This is a genomic window from Frondihabitans peucedani, from assembly GCF_039537585.1.
Classification (GTDB): Bacteria; Actinomycetota; Actinomycetes; order Actinomycetales; family Microbacteriaceae; genus Frondihabitans; species Frondihabitans peucedani.
Genome location: NZ_BAABAU010000003.1, coordinates 86,707 through 101,159 on the forward strand (window position 1 = coordinate 86,707; position 14,453 = coordinate 101,159).

General features: G+C 72.2%; 16 protein-coding genes. 10 read left to right on the forward strand and 6 right to left on the reverse strand.

Annotated elements, in window-relative coordinates:
• The first annotated feature begins 85 nt into the window (after positions 1-85).
• Together ABD733_RS11810 and ABD733_RS11815 are read left to right on the forward strand one after the other, a co-directional pair.
• On the forward strand, positions 86-1,417 hold the full coding sequence (locus tag ABD733_RS11810) for an ABC transporter permease (protein WP_344796429.1): 1,332 nt from the start codon (positions 86-88) through the stop codon (positions 1,415-1,417).
• A 4-nt stretch (positions 1,418-1,421) separates the two neighbouring features.
• Positions 1,422-1,673, forward strand: a complete 252-nt coding sequence (locus ABD733_RS11815; protein WP_344796431.1) for a hypothetical protein — start codon at positions 1,422-1,424, stop codon at positions 1,671-1,673.
• Positions 1,674-1,737: 64 nt separating this feature from the next.
• Here the strand turns inward: ABD733_RS11815 and ABD733_RS11820 are convergent, their stop codons facing one another.
• On the reverse strand, positions 1,738-2,046 hold the full coding sequence (locus ABD733_RS11820; RefSeq protein ID WP_344796433.1) for a hypothetical protein: 309 nt from the start codon (positions 2,044-2,046) through the stop codon (positions 1,738-1,740).
• A gap of 123 nt (positions 2,047-2,169) precedes the next feature.
• Complete coding sequence (locus ABD733_RS11825) at positions 2,170-2,694, reverse strand: 8-oxo-dGTP diphosphatase (RefSeq protein ID WP_344796435.1); 525 nt, start codon at positions 2,692-2,694, stop codon at positions 2,170-2,172.
• A 57-nt stretch (positions 2,695-2,751) separates the two neighbouring features.
• On the opposite strand from ABD733_RS11825, the gene ABD733_RS11830 reads away from it, so the two are divergent.
• From ABD733_RS11830 to ABD733_RS11850, 5 genes are read left to right on the forward strand one after another with little or no spacing between them, the layout of a single operon-like run.
• The gene (locus ABD733_RS11830) at positions 2,752-3,090 is read left to right on the forward strand and encodes a hypothetical protein (RefSeq protein ID WP_344796437.1); all 339 of its coding nucleotides are present in this window, start codon (positions 2,752-2,754) and stop codon (positions 3,088-3,090) included.
• Between the two features lie 9 nt (positions 3,091-3,099).
• Positions 3,100-3,633, forward strand: a complete 534-nt coding sequence (locus ABD733_RS11835; RefSeq protein ID WP_344796439.1) for a hypothetical protein — start codon at positions 3,100-3,102, stop codon at positions 3,631-3,633.
• Between the two features lie 33 nt (positions 3,634-3,666).
• Positions 3,667-3,825 (forward strand): hypothetical protein, encoded by a 159-nt coding sequence (locus ABD733_RS11840; protein ID WP_344796441.1) that lies wholly within the window; start codon positions 3,667-3,669, stop codon positions 3,823-3,825.
• A 41-nt stretch (positions 3,826-3,866) separates the two neighbouring features.
• Positions 3,867-5,999, forward strand: coding sequence for a S9 family peptidase (locus ABD733_RS11845; protein WP_344796443.1), 2,133 nt, complete (start codon positions 3,867-3,869; stop codon positions 5,997-5,999).
• Positions 5,996-6,535, forward strand: coding sequence for a DUF1697 domain-containing protein (locus ABD733_RS11850; protein ID WP_344796444.1), 540 nt, complete (start codon positions 5,996-5,998; stop codon positions 6,533-6,535). Before ABD733_RS11845 ends, ABD733_RS11850 begins: the two co-directional genes overlap by 4 nt.
• 13 nt (positions 6,536-6,548) lie before the next feature.
• Here the strand turns inward: ABD733_RS11850 and ABD733_RS11855 are convergent, their stop codons facing one another.
• Complete coding sequence (locus ABD733_RS11855) at positions 6,549-8,078, reverse strand: CYTH and CHAD domain-containing protein (protein ID WP_344796446.1); 1,530 nt, start codon at positions 8,076-8,078, stop codon at positions 6,549-6,551.
• 91 nt (positions 8,079-8,169) lie between these two features.
• Here ABD733_RS11855 and ABD733_RS11860 point away from each other — a divergent pair, with 91 nt between their 5' ends.
• Positions 8,170-9,522 (forward strand): maltokinase N-terminal cap-like domain-containing protein, encoded by a 1,353-nt coding sequence (locus ABD733_RS11860; RefSeq protein WP_344796448.1) that lies wholly within the window; start codon positions 8,170-8,172, stop codon positions 9,520-9,522.
• 52 nt (positions 9,523-9,574) lie between these two features.
• The gene (locus ABD733_RS11865) at positions 9,575-9,847 is read left to right on the forward strand and encodes a mycoredoxin (RefSeq protein ID WP_344796450.1); all 273 of its coding nucleotides are present in this window, start codon (positions 9,575-9,577) and stop codon (positions 9,845-9,847) included.
• 19 nt (positions 9,848-9,866) lie between these two features.
• Here ABD733_RS11865 and ABD733_RS11870 read toward each other — a convergent pair whose 3' ends face one another.
• On the reverse strand, positions 9,867-10,589 hold the full coding sequence (locus ABD733_RS11870) for a hypothetical protein (protein ID WP_344796452.1): 723 nt from the start codon (positions 10,587-10,589) through the stop codon (positions 9,867-9,869).
• A gap of 24 nt (positions 10,590-10,613) precedes the next feature.
• Entirely contained in the window at positions 10,614-11,012 is a 399-nt protein-coding gene (locus ABD733_RS11875) for a VOC family protein (protein WP_344796454.1), read from the reverse strand.
• A 136-nt stretch (positions 11,013-11,148) separates the two neighbouring features.
• On the opposite strand from ABD733_RS11875, the gene ABD733_RS11880 reads away from it, so the two are divergent.
• Positions 11,149-12,090, forward strand: coding sequence for a hypothetical protein (locus tag ABD733_RS11880; RefSeq protein WP_344796456.1), 942 nt, complete (start codon positions 11,149-11,151; stop codon positions 12,088-12,090).
• 66 nt (positions 12,091-12,156) lie between these two features.
• Here the strand turns inward: ABD733_RS11880 and ABD733_RS11885 are convergent, their stop codons facing one another.
• Positions 12,157-14,331, reverse strand: a complete 2,175-nt coding sequence (locus ABD733_RS11885; protein WP_344796458.1) for a DEAD/DEAH box helicase — start codon at positions 14,329-14,331, stop codon at positions 12,157-12,159.
• Positions 14,332-14,453: the final 122 nt, after the last annotated feature.

Sequence of the window (14,453 nt, forward strand, 5' to 3'; positions counted from 1 at the left end):
CCGGCAGCCCGGCTCCTCACGGCCCTCTCCCTCGCACCCAGCCGCCGCTCGCTATCGTGAGGGTGAGCAAGAGGGAGGCGCCGCCATGGGTCGGAGCGAGAGGATCGTGTCGACGAGCGACTCGCAGCACAAGTCGGCGTTCCGCCTCTGGTACGGACGACTGCACCCGTCGCTGCAGCTGATCGGCCTGCAGCTCTGGCTCCCGCTGTTCTTCATCGTGATGTTCTGCCTCTGCTACGTGGCGGCGTTCCACGCCCCGCACCCGCACGAGGTGCCGGTGGCGATGGTGGGCGTGCCCGACTCGGTCCGGCAGGCGATCGGCAAGGCGCTGCCCGGGGTGCTCGACCCGCAGAGCTACTCGTCGCTCCAGGCGGCCAAGCAGGCCGTGCTGCACGGCCGCGTCGCCGTCGCCTACGACGGCGCCAGCCACGAGATCTTCAAGGCCAGCGCGCACCAGTACCAGGTGTCGGCCCTCATCCCGGCGATGCTGACGCCGGTCCTCGCGGCGGCCGGCGTGACGGCGACCGTCACCGACCTCGCGCCGCTGCCCGCCTGGGACGAGTACGGCACGGTCTCGCTGTACCTCATGCTCTCGTGGTGCATCGGCGGCTACATGGTCGCCATGTTCATCGGCCTGATGGGGGCTCCTCTCCGGCACCGGACCAGGGTGCTCGTGATCCTGGGCGGCGGCGTCATCATCTCGCTCGTCACCAACGTGCTCGCCGGCCCCGTGATCGGCGCCGTGCACGGTCACTTCGGCATGCTGTTCCTGATCGCGTGGGGCTGGATCACCGCCATCGGCCTCGCGGTCAACGGCTTCAGCTACTTCGCCGGGCGCTTCATCGCCCTGCCCGCGATGGTGGTCTTCATCTTCCTGTCGATGCCGTCGTCGGGGGCGGCGTACCCGGCCTGGTTCATGACGCAGCCGTTCGCCTGGCTGAACAACGTCGTCGTCGGCAGCGGCATCACCGAGATGCTGAAGCGCGAGCTCTACGGCACGGGGCCCGGGTTCTCGCGCGGCATCACCATGATGGCGAGCTACGTCGTGGGCGGGCTGATCCTGATGGTGGTCGGCAAGAGGGTGTGGGAGGCGCGCAGGATCCGGGCCATCACGACCGGACGCACCACGATGTTCCAGGACGCCCAGGCGGCCAACCGCGACTTCCTGATCCAGGAGCGCGACGACGTCCTGGCCAGGCACCACCTGTCGAGGACCGAGACCGGGACGATCCGGACGCTGCCGGACGCGGAGCGCGACGACCGCGACTTCGACGACCGCGACTTCGAGGACCCGTCCACGAGCGACATGTTCCTCGGCTCCCCGTCGGGACTCGAGGCGACGGCGCCCAGGACGCGCCCGACCCGGACGCAGGTAGACGAACGCGGCGAGGGCGGTTCCTCGGGCGGCGTATCCTGAGGGCGTGACCCGCCTGCAGCTGCACCGACTCCTCCTCGGACTCGTCGTCCTGTTCGTCGTCGGCGCTGCGGTGCTCTACGTGCTGTCGATCGCGCTGGCGTCCGGCGGCGGAGGCGTGGCGAGGCACTTCGACCAGCTGGCGATGCTCTCGTTCCTCGGCGCGGTGCTCTTCGGCATCGTCGACTTCTTCGTGCGGCCGGTCATGCACCGCACGGCCGACGGCTCGCGAGACGTCCACACGCCGCTGAACGGCTGACTCCGAGGACGTGCCGGGCGGCTGACGCCGCAGGGCGTGCCGGGCGGCTGACGCCGCAGGGCGCTCAGTACTGGATGCGGCCGGAGCCCTCGGCACCGGGGGCGCCGTCGATCACGAGGTTGGCGTGGCGCACGCGGCGACCGACGACCTTGGCTCCCTGGCGGATCAGCATGGCGGCGACGCCGGCGATGCCGAACCAGAGCAGGAGGCGACCGGAGTCGCCGAGGAGGGAGCCCGCCACGACGGCGGTCCAGACGGCGGGCCAGACGAGGGCGGCGACCCAGCCGACCTGGCTGGCCGACGAACCCGGGGTACGATACTGCTCCCCCGAAATGCGGACTCTGGCCGACACGCGGCTGTCGAAGACGGTCATCATGCTCCCTACGGCACCTGGCTCTGTCACCCGGCGGGTGGCATGCCACAAAAGTACCGATCAGATCGGGAAGCCGCGTCCCCCTTTCGTAGTGCCACCCGTTCGGGGGCGCTTCCTGCGGGGTCAGGGGCCGACAGGGCCGACGGGCCGCTCGGACGCCACGGTCGAGAGGTCGCTCGCGAACACGAACTCCCGCGACACCTGTCCCCCGACGAGCACTCCGGGCAGCCACTGCCTGGCGTCGTCCCACATCTCGTCGAGGGGCAGGTCGTCGATGTCGAACCAGACCGGGTCGAGCTCGTCACTGGGGGACGCCTCGCCCTCCCAGCGCGTCACCACGAACACGGTCGACCGCTGGCTCCACGCCTCGCGGTCGGGGAACAGGTAGAAGAGGTCGCCGCGCCGGTCGAGGTCGGCAGGATCGACGCGCAGCCCCGACTCCTCCTCGATCTCGCGCACCGACGCGAGCCGCTCGGTCTCGCCGGCCTCGAACTTGCCGCCGAGCCCCACGAACAGCCCCTCGCCGAGTCCGCGCTTCTTCCGTCCGAGGAGCACCTGCCTGCGCCCCTCGCTCGTCCGGCAGAGGTAGGCGACGGTGACCCGCGGCAGGTCGTCTCGCGAGGGGCCGGGCAGCGCGGGTGGGATCACGCCCTCAGCATGCCAGGCGTACCATCGCTCGCGTGAACGAGACCGGAGCGCCCATCCGTGGCTGACCTCCGCCGACCCTCCTTCCGCGGGGCCGGGCGGAGCCTCGAGATCCTGCGCGCCGAGGCCCACGACGAGCTCCACACCCTGATCGAGCTCCGCTGCCGGGCCGGCGAGGACCCGTGGGAGGTCATCCCCGACCTCCCGAGCGTCGACGAGCAGGTCGTCATCTCGCTCCGGGCCGACGCCCTCGGACACGCCGGCACGGGCTCGGCCTCCGGGCTCGACCTCGACGACGAGCTCGGGTTCCTCCGCGAGATCGCCCTCTGGCATCCGGAGCTGTCGCGCGCCGTCTGGTCGCTCATGGGACGCCTGCAGGATGTCGGCGGCCTCGCCTAGCCTTCCGGCATGACCTTCTGGAGCACCCTCGTCACGGTGGCCGTCGGCGCCTTTCTCGGCTCCGGTGCGGCGTTCGCCAGCAACCTCCTCGCCGGCCGCATCGGCGACCGCCGCCGCGAGGCAGCGGCACTCAACGAGCTCGTCCACGAGATCCACTTCCGGCGGGTGCTCCGCCGTATCGAGCCGCGGCTCGTCCCGCGCGCCGACGTGCTCGACCCCGGGTACGAGAAGGCGCGGCACTCCGCCGCGACGCTCCGGAGCGAGATCCGCACGGCGAGACGGGCCCTGGTGCCGGGGTCCGCAGCGCACCCGCTGCTCGACGCCATGACGCTCGCCTGCAACCGGTTCCTCGACGAGAGCGAGGCCGATCCTGCCCGGTACCAGCTGTTCGTCATGCAGCTGCAGGCGCGCCTCAGCGACGCCGTCGGGCGGGTGGCCGACCTGTCGCGCGGCGTCGACGACCTCGAGCCCGGCAACGCCGAGCTCCAGCCGACGGTGCGGGGACTCGAGCCGCCGACCGCGATCGGCGAGCCGCTGCTCTGACCCGCGACGGCTGCGACCGGGTACCGTCGGGGCATGAGTGATCGCGACCAGAAAGCCGACGACGAGGCGGTGCGCCGGGCGAAGGGCGCCGACGTCGACGGGCTGAAGACCCTGCCCGACGTCTGGACTCCTCAGGCGACCGAGAAGGCCGGCACCGGCGAGCCCGTCGACGACGGCGGCACCGCCGACTGAGGCGTTCCACGACCTGCGAGGGGCGTCAGTAGGCTTGGCCCATGGCACTCCCGGAAGCACCGCGCGCTGCGAAGAGACCCTCCATCCGCTCCCACCACGGCCGGGAGTTCGTCGACGACTACGAGTGGCTCCGTGAGAAGGAGAGCCCCGAGGTCATCACCCACCTCGAGGCCGAGAACGCCTACACCGAGCTGAGTGCGAGGCACCTCGAGGGCCTCCGCGAGAGCGTCTTCGAGGAGATCAAGGGCCGCGTCCAGGAGACAGACCTCGGTGTCCCGACGCGCGAGGGCGGCTACTGGTACTACTCCCGGACGGCCGAGGGCAAGCAGTACGGCATCCAGTGCCGCCTGCCGATCCGGAGCACCGACGACTGGACCCCGCCGAGCATCGAGCCGGGCGTCGACGCCCCCGGCGAGGAGGTCGTCTTCGACGGCAACGTCGAGGCCCAGGGCCACGACTTCTTCTCGCTCGGCAGCTTCGACGTCTCCGCCGACGGCCGGCTCCTGGCCTACGCCGTCGACCTCGAGGGCGACGAGCGGTACACGCTCCGCATCCGCGACCTGGCGACGGGCGAGAACCTCCCCGACGAGATCGCCGAGACCGCCCCGGGCGCGACCTTCGACGCGTCGGGCCGCTACCTCTTCTATCCCACGGTCGACGAGTCGTGGCGGCCCGACACCATCTGGCGTCACGAGGTCGGCACCACCGGCGACGACGTGAGTGTCTTCCATGAGGACGACGACCGCTACTGGATCGGCGTGGGCCTCACCCGCAGCCGCCAGTACCTCCTCATCGAGGCGGGCTCGAAGATCACGAGCGAGACCTGGCTGCTCGACTCCGCCGACCCGACCGGCGAGTTCCGGGTCGTCTGGCCTCGCCGCGAGGGCGTCGAGTACGAGATCGACCACGCGATCGTCGACGGCAGCGACCGCCTCCTCATCCTGCACAACGACGGAGCCGTCGGCTTCGAGCTAGTCGACGTGCCCGCCGACCGACCCGACTCGACCGACGACCGCCGCGTGGTCCTCGAGCACCGGCCCAGCCGCCGCCTGGAGTCGGTCGAGGCGTTCGCCGGCCACCTCCTCGTCGACTTCCGCGCCGACGGCCTCTCGCAGATCGGCGTGATCCGGCTCCCGGGCGGAGGCGCCGGGTTCGGCGAGCTCGACGTTCTGGCCTTCGACGAGGCACTCTTCACGGCGGGCTGGTCGTCGAACCCCGAGTTCACGCAGGCGACCGCGCGCTTCGGCTTCACCTCGTTCGTCACGCCGTCGACCGTGCTCGACCTCGACGTTTCGAGCGGCGAGCGCCACCTGCTGAAGCAGCAGACGGTCCTCGGCGACTACTCCCCCGACGACTACGACCAGAGCCGCGAGTGGGCGACGGCCGACGACGGCACCCGCGTGCCGGTCTCGCTGGTCTGGAAGAAGGGTCTCGTCGAGCCGGGAGTCCCGGCGCCCGTGCACCTCTACGGCTACGGCTCGTACGAGCACAGCATCGACCCGGGGTTCAGCGTCGCGCGCCTGTCGCTCCTCGACCGCGGCGTGGTCTTCGCGGTCGCGCACGTCCGCGGCGGCGGCGAGTTGGGCCGGGAGTGGTACGAGGACGGCAAGACGCTCACGAAGCGCAACACCTTCACCGACTTCGTCGCGGTGGCCGACCACCTGATCGCCGAGGGGCGGACGACGCCCGAGCGGCTCGTCGCCGAGGGCGGGAGCGCCGGCGGGCTCCTCATGGGCGCTGTGGCCAACCTCGCGCCCGACCGGTTCGCGGGGATCCTGGCGGCCGTGCCCTTCGTCGACGCGCTCACGAGCATCCTCGACCCCGACCTGCCGCTCACCGTGATCGAGTGGGACGAGTGGGGCGACCCGCTCCACGACCCCGAGGTCTACGACTACATGGCGGGCTACACGCCCTACGAGAACGTCGCCGACGACGCATCCGGCTACCCGAGGATCCTCGCCGTCACGAGCCTCAACGACACCCGCGTGCTCTACGTCGAGCCGGCGAAGTGGGTGGCGCGGCTCCGCGACGCAGGGGCTCCCGTGAACCTCAAGATCGAGATGCAGGCCGGTCACGGCGGTGTCTCGGGCCGGTACGAGTCGTGGAAGGAGCGCGCGTTCGAGATCGCATGGCTCCTGGAGGTCCTGGGGCTCGCCGACGCACCGGTCCGATGACCGACCGCGTGGCGCTCCTCCGCGGCATCAACGTGGGGGTCGCCAAGCGCATCGCGATGGCCGACCTGCGGGCGGTCTACGAGGGCCTCGGGTTCACTCGCGTCGCGACGCTGCTGAACAGCGGCAACGTGGTGTTCTCCTCCGACGCGGCGCCCGATCCTGCCGTCGTCCGCGCGGCCGTCCGAGCGGCGACCGGCGTCGACAGCGAGGTCGTGCTGCTCGACGGCGACACGGTGCGCAGGATCGCCGCCGACAATCCCCTGCGGCGGCCGGGCCGAGACCCGAGGCGCCTCAGCGTGGCGTTCGCCGCCGCGCCCCTCGATCCTGACACGGCCGTCGTCCCGCCGCCGGAGTCGCTCGGCGCGGAGGAGCTCGTCGTCTCGCGCGACGCCGTCTACCAGTGGCTGCCGGACGGCGTGACGGCGAGCCGCGTGCCGCCGGCGTTCTGGAAGGCGCTCGGCCCCACCGTGACGGCGCGGAACGACGCGACGGTGCTGCGGATCGTCGAGCTGCTGAGCGCCCGGGCGGCGATGTAGCGCTCCCTCCGGGTCAGAGCTTCTCGGCCAGCTTCGGCAGACGCGCGAGGGCGGCCTCCCGCCGACCCGAGGCGAGCGTCGCCAGCGCTCCGTAGCCGAACGTGTCCTCGCCGGCCCAGCGCGCCGTGTGGGCCGCGGCGACGAACCGCTCCGCCGCCGCCTGCGCGTCGAGAGCGTCGCCGAGGGCGTCCTGCAGGGCGTGCGCCGCCTTCGGCGAGACGGCGCCCTTCAGCTCGGCGTCGCGCTGCGCCTCGACGGCGTAGCGGAGGCGCCGCGCCGCCTTCCGGACGGTGTGGAGCGTCTCGCGGTCGGCGTCGCCGGTCTCGCGGTACAGCTTCGAGGCGGCGGCGGCGCGCTTCCGGGCCCGCTTGGACTCCTTCGCGATCCTGGCGGCCACGAACTTCACCGCCGGGTCGTCGGCCTTCGGGCCCTCGGGCCGGGTGGCGAGGAGAACGTCGAGCCGGTCGAGCAGCTCGAAGTACGACGGGTCGCCGAGGTCGCGCTCGAGGTCGCGGGCCGCCTCGCGGGCGCCCTCCCGGAAGCCCGCCTGCAGGCGCCCGACCGTCTCGTGGAGCACGTAGCCCTCCGGGGCGGCGTCGAGGTCGACGTCGAGCTCGTCGCGGGCCACCTGCAGGTCGCGTGCCGCGCCGGCCGCACGGCCAACCCGCCCCAGGGCCTTCTCGACGGTCGCCGCATCGTCGGCGTCGACGACACCGCGGAAGACCCGCAGGATGCTCCGGAGCCGCCGGGCGGTGATCCTGAACCGGTGCACCGCCTCCGGGTCGGCGTCGCGCACGCCCGGGTCGAGTCGCTGCAGAGCGTCGACGAGGGAGCCGACCGCGTCGAGCACGAAGCGGGCGGCGGTGCCCTCGTCGGCCTCGTGCCGGGCCAGGAGCGGTACCGTCGTGACGTCGCCGAGACCGCGGGCGAGCTTCGACTTGGACGACGAGACGGAGGCTCCGGCCCGCTCGAGGACGTCGCCGACCTCGTCGAGCAGGGCCTCGCCGTCGGTGCGCGACACCCCGGGGGCGAGCTCGACCTCCCACTCGCGCCAGGACCGCGACGATCCTGCGCTCGGATCGGTCGCCGTCACCTCGTCGTCGGCCAGCTCCGCGAGATCGGCACCGTCAGCGTCGCGGAGCATCGTGATGCTGCGCTCCGTCTCGAGCACGAGCACGGGGCGGAGCGGGCGGCCGCGGAGGACCGCCTCGACGACCCGGCGGAGCGCTGCCGGGACGCCGTCGTCGGGGCTCTCGCCGAGCGGGGCGTGGACCTCGCGCCGGGCGCCCTCGTCGGCGGGGAGCTTCGCGTGCCAGCCCGAGTCGTGTCCGCCCTCGCGGCGCCGCAGCGTGATCCGGTTCGACAGGAGGGTGTGCTCGACCGTGTCGAAGTACACGGCGCGGAGCGACACCGCGGGGAATGACTCGACGCTCGCGACGACGCCGGTGCCGCCGAGGTCCGGCAGCCGCGCCTCGGAGTCGACGTCGTACTTCCGCTCGATCTCGAGCTGCTCGGAACGGGGGGACGGCGAGGAGGCGCTCATCCCTCTGTTCTACAGGTGTCGGTGTACCCCCTGTGCAAACGGGAGGAGAATCGTCAGGGTCGAGGCCGCAGCCGGAGCGTAGGGTCGGCTCATGAGCACAGTTGCCCCCTCCCTGGCCGGCTGGATGGCGCGTCAGCGCTGGTACGCCACGAAAGGGCGGACACCCGCGATCCGCGTCATCGGGAGCATGGAGGCCATGCTCGACGAGGGCCTCGTCATGACGCTCCTGGTGATCGACGAGGCGCCCGACAAGCCGGTCCTGTACCAGATCCCGGTCGTCGCCCGCACGTCGCCGCTGCCGGGCGGCGACGGCGCCTTCATCGGGTCGAGCGACGGCCTGTATCTCTACGACGGGCCGCACGACCCCGCGTACGCCGAGTACCTCCTCCGCTCCCTCGCGACCGAGAGCCACATCCAGGGCTCCGACATCGTCGCCGACGGGCACCGCGTGAGCGACCCCGGCCGCGTCCTCCGCTCGAAGGTGCTCGAGGGCGAGCAGTCGAACACGTCGATCATCTACGACGTCGACGGCGACTCCCCCAAGGTCATCACGAAGGTCTTCCGCGTGCTCCACCACGGCGACAACCCCGACGTCACCTCGCAGGCGGCTCTGACCCAGGGGCACTCCACGCGCGTGCCGGCCTCCCTCGGCTACCTCACCGCCACCTGGTCCGACCCGGGCCGCGACGAGGGCCGGGCGTTCGGGCACCTGGCCTTCGCGCAGGAGTTCCTCGCCGGCAGCGAGGACGCCTGGCGCGTCGCCCTCCAGGCGGCCCGGCGGGGGCAGGACTTCACCGCCGAGGCCCGCGACCTCGGCCGCGCGACCGCCGAGGTGCACGCGACCCTGGCCCGAGAGCTCGGCACGACCGCGGCCGGCGACGACGAGGTCCAGGGCGCCCTCACCAGCATGAGGCGCAGGATCGAGACCGCCTCGCGCGAGGTCCCGGAGGTCGCCGAGTACGAGACCGCCATCCGCGCCGTGTACGACGTCGTCGGAGACCTCCCGTGGCCCGATCTCCAACGCATCCACGGCGACCTCCACCTCGGGCAGGCCCTCCAGTCGCCCGCGCGCGGCTGGGTGCTCCTCGACTTCGAGGGCGAGCCGCTCCGCCCGATGCCCGAGCGGTCGCGCCCCGACGTGACGCTCCGCGACGTCGCCGGCATGCTCCGCTCCTTCGACTACGTCTCCGGCTCGCTCGCGCAGGAGCACCCCCGCGTCGACGCGGCCGACTGGGCGAGCGCCGCGCGCCGCGCCTTCGTCGACGGCTACATCGCCGAGTCGGGTGTCGACATCCGGGCGCACCGCGCCCTGCTCGACGCGTTCGAGATCGACAAGGCCGTCTACGAGGCGATCTACGAGTCCCGCAACCGTCCCGACTGGATCGGGATCCCGCTCGGAGCCATCGGTCGGCTCGTCGCCCGGAGCGCGCCGAAGCCGGCGTGATCCTGCGCGTTCGCCCTGCCGGTGGCGAGGCCGGTCGACGTAGAGTGGACGCATGACCTCGACCGCTGCTCCCACCGCCTACATCCCTGAAGCCGGCACCATCACGATGTTCTCGACGGGGTGGTGCGGCTACTGCGCTCGTCTGAAGCAGCAGCTGACGAAAGACGGCATCGGCTTCACCGAGGTGAACATCGAGGAGGTCGACGGCACCGCCGCGATCGTCGAGAGCGTCAACGGCGGCAATCAGACCGTGCCGACCGTGATCTTCCCCGACGGCTCCACCGCGACGAACCCGTCGCTGGCCGAGGTCAAGTCGCGCCTCTAGCCGCCTGGCGGCTCCCGCCTCACGAGTAGTCGTCGGGGTGGTCGGTGCCGAGCACCCGGTACGGCCGGCTCGGCTTCGCCGCAGGCTCCCGTGCAGTCGCCGCGGCGATCTCCTCGGCGCTCGGCCCGGTCTCGAGGGCGGCCGTCGTGCGTCCGATCGCGACGAGGGTCGACAGCGTTCCGAACACGCCCCAGAAAATCGTGAGTGCGCCGACGAACGGCCCTCGGTCGAAGAATCCTGCTGCGACGGCGACTCCGAGAGGGACGACGAGGGCCGCGACGGCGACCTCCATCAGCACCACGCGGGGGTGGTTCCGGCGGATCTCCCTCGCCATGTCGGCCGCGGCCGCGCGGTCCAGGACGGACACCGCAGGATCCCGCCCCGCGCGCCACGCCGACGCGATCTCGCGGTTCACGGCGTCCGGCGAGGCGAGCCGGCTGAAGCGTCGATCCGGCTCCCCCGGAGCCGAGGCCGGGCGTGGGCTCCGCGTGCCGACGACGAGCAGCACGCCCGCCACGACGACCCCGGCGAGGAGTCCGACCGCGAGGGAGCTCAGCGCGGGGTGACGGTCGGCCGATCCTGCGCCGGCCAGCCGGAGGCCCGCCCAGAGGGCGCTCAGACCCGCCGCGACCGCCGACGCGATCGAGATGATCAGAACGCGCCGCGCCACCGGGATGCGGTCGTCGCACCAGTCGCCGAACACGACCCAGCCCGACGCCAGGGCGCTCCTGCGTCTCTGCACCGCCGACTCCCCCCGGGCCCGGTGTTACTCGGCGCTCTTGGCGGCGGCGAAGAACTCGATCTGGTTGCCGTCCGGGTCCTTGATGTTCAGCACGGTGCCGTAGGCGGCCTCGACGAGGTCGCCCGCGATGCCCGCGTCGGCCAGGCGGTTCTGCAGCCGCGCCACGTCGGCCGCCGTCGGGACGGCGAAGCTCACGTGGTCGAGGCCGGCGACGAGCGGGTCGAAGCGGCCCTCGCGCTTCTCGACGTACTGCGTGACGCCGAAGACCTGGCCCTCGCCCGCCGGGAAGATCTTCCGGTCGAAGTCGTCGGTGACGAGCTCGCCGACCGGCGCCGTCTCGAACACCTTCTCGTAGAAGGGCAGGCTGGCTCCGTGGTCGGTGACGGTGACGGCGACGTGGGCGTATCCACTGAATTCGGGCATGACTCGGCTCTCTCTCGGATGCGCTCAGTCAACACCGTCGGCTGAGTCTTCTCCCCAGGATGGCCGCCGGCACCGTCTGTCCACCGGCCGCGACGCCCTCCCCGCCTCGCCCGGGCCGAGACGGCAGGATCGCCGGATGCCCCGCCCCGCCCTCGGCCCCGAGCTCCTCGTGGTCTCGTCGTTCGACGACACGGCCGTGCGTCGCGCCCACCGCGGCGGCGACCTCGTCCGTCTGGCGCCCGGCCGCTACGTCCGCGCCGGCCTCTGGGCGCTGCTCGACGCCCCCGACCGTCACGCCCTCCGTGCCGTGGCCGTCATCTCCGCCAGCGCGTACCCGCTCGTCGCCTGCCGAGAGACCGCTGCCTCCGTGTGGGGGCTCGCGTCGCTCGGACTGCCGCCCGAGCGGGTGCACCTGCTGGACACGCGGGCGTCGACGACGCAGACGACACGTCACGCCGTGAAGCACCGCGGCGCGCTCGAGGAGTCGGAGGTGCACGAGCGCTGCGGGATCCTGGTCACGTCGCCCGCCCGGACCGCTCTCGACCTCGCGGCGCATTCCGCCCGGCGTCCCGCCGTCGTCGCACTGGACGACGGGTACCGCCAGGGGCTGTTCACGGCCGCCGAGCTCCTCGAGGGTCTCGGTCGCCGGGGGGAGCACCGAGGGGCGGTACGGGCTGAGGCGGCGATCCGGTTCGCCGACGGGCGAGCGGACAGCCCCGGCGAGTCGCTCAGCAGGCTCGTCTTCGACGAGGCCGGACTCGAGCCGCCGACGCTCCAGCAGCCCTTTCAGACCCGGCGCGGCCGGTTCCTGGTCGACTTCTGTTGGGAGCGTGCCGGCGTCGTTGGCGAGTTCGACGGCGAGGTGAAGTACCGCGACCGGTCAATGCGGCAGGGACGCTCGGCAGAGGACGTCGTCGTCGACGAGAAACGCCGCGAGGACGCCATCCGCGAAGACCCTCGCGTTCGGCGCTTCGTCCGCTGGACGTGGGCGGATGTCCGGCGTCCCGGCCTCGTGCCCGCCCTCCTTCGCGAGGCCGGCGTCGCTGTCCTCGGCAGCACCGCGTCACGCGTGACGTAGCGCGTCCCGCCATGGCGAGACGCGCTACGTGAGGCGAGACGCAGTGCTAGCCCGCGAGCGGTAGGGCTAGCGGCGGCGCTGCGGCGCAGCCTTGCGCGCGGACGGCGACGCGGCCAGCGCGTCGGTCAGCAGCGCGACGAGCGCGCCGAGCTGCACGTCGCTCGACGACGTGATCTCGGCGTCCGACCCGTCGAGGGCGCGGGCGGCGAGCCCGGCCTTCGAGTCGATCAGCTCGGCGATCTTCGTGTCGATGGTCTGCGCGGCGATGACGCGCCACGCGGTGACGGGCTCCTCCTGGCCGATGCGGTGCACGCGGTCGATGGCCTGCGTCTGCTCGGCGTCGGTCCACGACAGCTCGGCGAGCACGACGTTCGAGGCGACCTGGAGGTTCAGGCCGACGCCGGCGGCGGTCAGCGAGCAGACGACGATCTCGACCGAGGGGTCGTTCACGAAGGCGTCGATGTTCTTCTGCCGGACGGTCGGCGTCTGGTCGCCGCGGATGGACGCGTACTTGATGCCGCGCTTCTCGAACGTCTCGGACGCGGTGTCCATGACGTCGATGTGCTTCGCGAAGAACACGACCTTGCCGACGTTCCGGGCCAGCTGAGCGGTGTAGTCGGCGGCGAGACCGGCCTTGGCCTGGCCGATCCTGCGGACCATCGAGAACACGTTCTCGCCGGTCTTCTGGCTGTCGCCGTCTTCGAGCTCCCACTTGGCGACCTGGCGCACCAGGTCGTGGTCGATGCCCTCGACTCGCACGCCGGAGGTGCGGGTGGCGAGAGCCGTCTGGTAGCGCGCCACGAGCTTCTTGGCGAGCTCGCGCTCGGCCTCCCGGATGGAGCGGCCGACCTCGTCGTCGAGCTCGACGGGCAGGTCGGCGATGCGGCGGGCCGGGATGTCGGCGGCCACGTCGACCTTGCGGCGGCGGACGATGCCGAGGTCGATGACGGAGGCGCGGGCCGAGGCGAAGAAGCCGGGCTCGGCCGGGGTGAGGCCGGTCTCTTCGAGGGCCTCCATCAGCTCGGGGCCGGGCTTCTTGTCGTCGATCCAGCCGAGGAACTGCCAGATGGCGCGGAAGTCCTCGATGTCGTTGATGAGCGGGGTGCCGGTGAGCGCCATCAGGAGCGGGTGCGCCATCCGCGCGCGGATGCGGGCCGACAGCTGGAGCACGTTGCGCGAGCGCTGCGACTCCTTGTTCTTGATGAAGTGCGCCTCGTCGACGACCATGCCGCGGAACCCGAGGTCGCCCAGCCAGCCGACGTGCCGGTCGAGGACCTCGTAGTTGACGATGACGATGTCGGCGAACCCGTCGATGGTGTCGCCGTCGCCGTGGATCACCGTGGCGGTGCGGTTCGGGGTCCAGAGGCCGACCTCGCGGGCCCAGTTCGTCTTGACGACGTTGGGGACGACGACGAGCAGCGGGTAGGCGTCGGCAGCCTGGGCCGCGAGCAGCGACTGCGCTGTCTTGCCGAGGCCGGGCTCGTCGGCGAGCAGGAACGTCCGGTGGCCTTCGGCCGCGGCCTCGACCACCTGCGCCTGGTGGCGCATCATCTCGGCACCGCCGGGGGCGCGGAGCGTGGTCGGCTCGGGGAGGTCCATGCACGCCGAGACGCCGCCGGCGCCGTACTCGAACGACTTGAACAGGGGGCCGAAGAGCTCCCAGTTCGCCAGGCGGACGGGGTGGACCTCGCGCTGCTCGGCCAGCGAGAAGTCGGGGGCCAGGAACGGGTTCGCGAGCTGGCGGGAGATCACCGACTGCGGGACCACCTGCCGCTCGGTGGTCGGCGCCGAGACGGGCGCCTCGGTGGTGATGATGAGGTCGTCGGGGCTGAGCTGGACCCCCGCGGCGATCAGCATGTCGCGCTTCAGCGACTTCGCCGTCTCAGAGACGACGGCCTCCTCCGCGAGGAGCGCGATCAGCGACGTGTCGCGGGCGGCGGCCTTGGCCAGGATCGTGGCGACCCCGTCGAGGCGCTTGAGCTGCTCGGCGCGGTCGGCGTCGCTGATGGTCTTGTCGGCCTTGACGCGGGCGCGCTCCTCGCGCATGAGCAGCGCGACGACCTGGAACTTCGTGCGGCCCGACGGCTTCACGGGGCCGCGCTGAGCGCCGGCCTCGACCTCGCGGACGGCCTTCGCGAGGACGGGGATGATGCCGTCGTTGTCGAGGTCGCGGACGCGCCGGTGATTCGAGCGGGAGGCGGTTCGAGTACCGCCGGACTGGCGCTGGCCTGGTCGAGCCAAGGCTCCTCCTAAGTGGTGCCGCCGCGCTGCGAGAGCGCGAGCCGCGGCAGGATGACTGCGTCGGGCCGGTGGAGACGGCCGGACGCGGTGGTGGTGCGAGAACTGGTGTCGCTGACGAACGG

Coding starts and splice junctions, on each gene's coding strand:
- ABD733_RS11835 (WP_344796439.1), top strand. CDS start 3,100: ATGACCTTCTGGAGCACCCTCGTCACGGTGGCCGTCGGCGCCTTTCTC.
- ABD733_RS11855 (WP_344796446.1), bottom strand. CDS start 8,078: ATGAGCGCCTCCTCGCCGTCCCCCCGTTCCGAGCAGCTCGAGATCGAG.
- ABD733_RS11820 (WP_344796433.1), bottom strand. CDS start 2,046: ATGACCGTCTTCGACAGCCGCGTGTCGGCCAGAGTCCGCATTTCGGGG.
- ABD733_RS11840 (WP_344796441.1), top strand. CDS start 3,667: ATGAGTGATCGCGACCAGAAAGCCGACGACGAGGCGGTGCGCCGGGCG.
- ABD733_RS11880 (WP_344796456.1), top strand. CDS start 11,149: ATGCCCCGCCCCGCCCTCGGCCCCGAGCTCCTCGTGGTCTCGTCGTTC.
- ABD733_RS11860 (WP_344796448.1), top strand. CDS start 8,170: ATGAGCACAGTTGCCCCCTCCCTGGCCGGCTGGATGGCGCGTCAGCGC.
- ABD733_RS11850 (WP_344796444.1), top strand. CDS start 5,996: ATGACCGACCGCGTGGCGCTCCTCCGCGGCATCAACGTGGGGGTCGCC.
- ABD733_RS11865 (WP_344796450.1), top strand. CDS start 9,575: ATGACCTCGACCGCTGCTCCCACCGCCTACATCCCTGAAGCCGGCACC.
- ABD733_RS11845 (WP_344796443.1), top strand. CDS start 3,867: ATGGCACTCCCGGAAGCACCGCGCGCTGCGAAGAGACCCTCCATCCGC.
- ABD733_RS11875 (WP_344796454.1), bottom strand. CDS start 11,012: ATGCCCGAATTCAGTGGATACGCCCACGTCGCCGTCACCGTCACCGAC.
- ABD733_RS11810 (WP_344796429.1), top strand. CDS start 86: ATGGGTCGGAGCGAGAGGATCGTGTCGACGAGCGACTCGCAGCACAAG.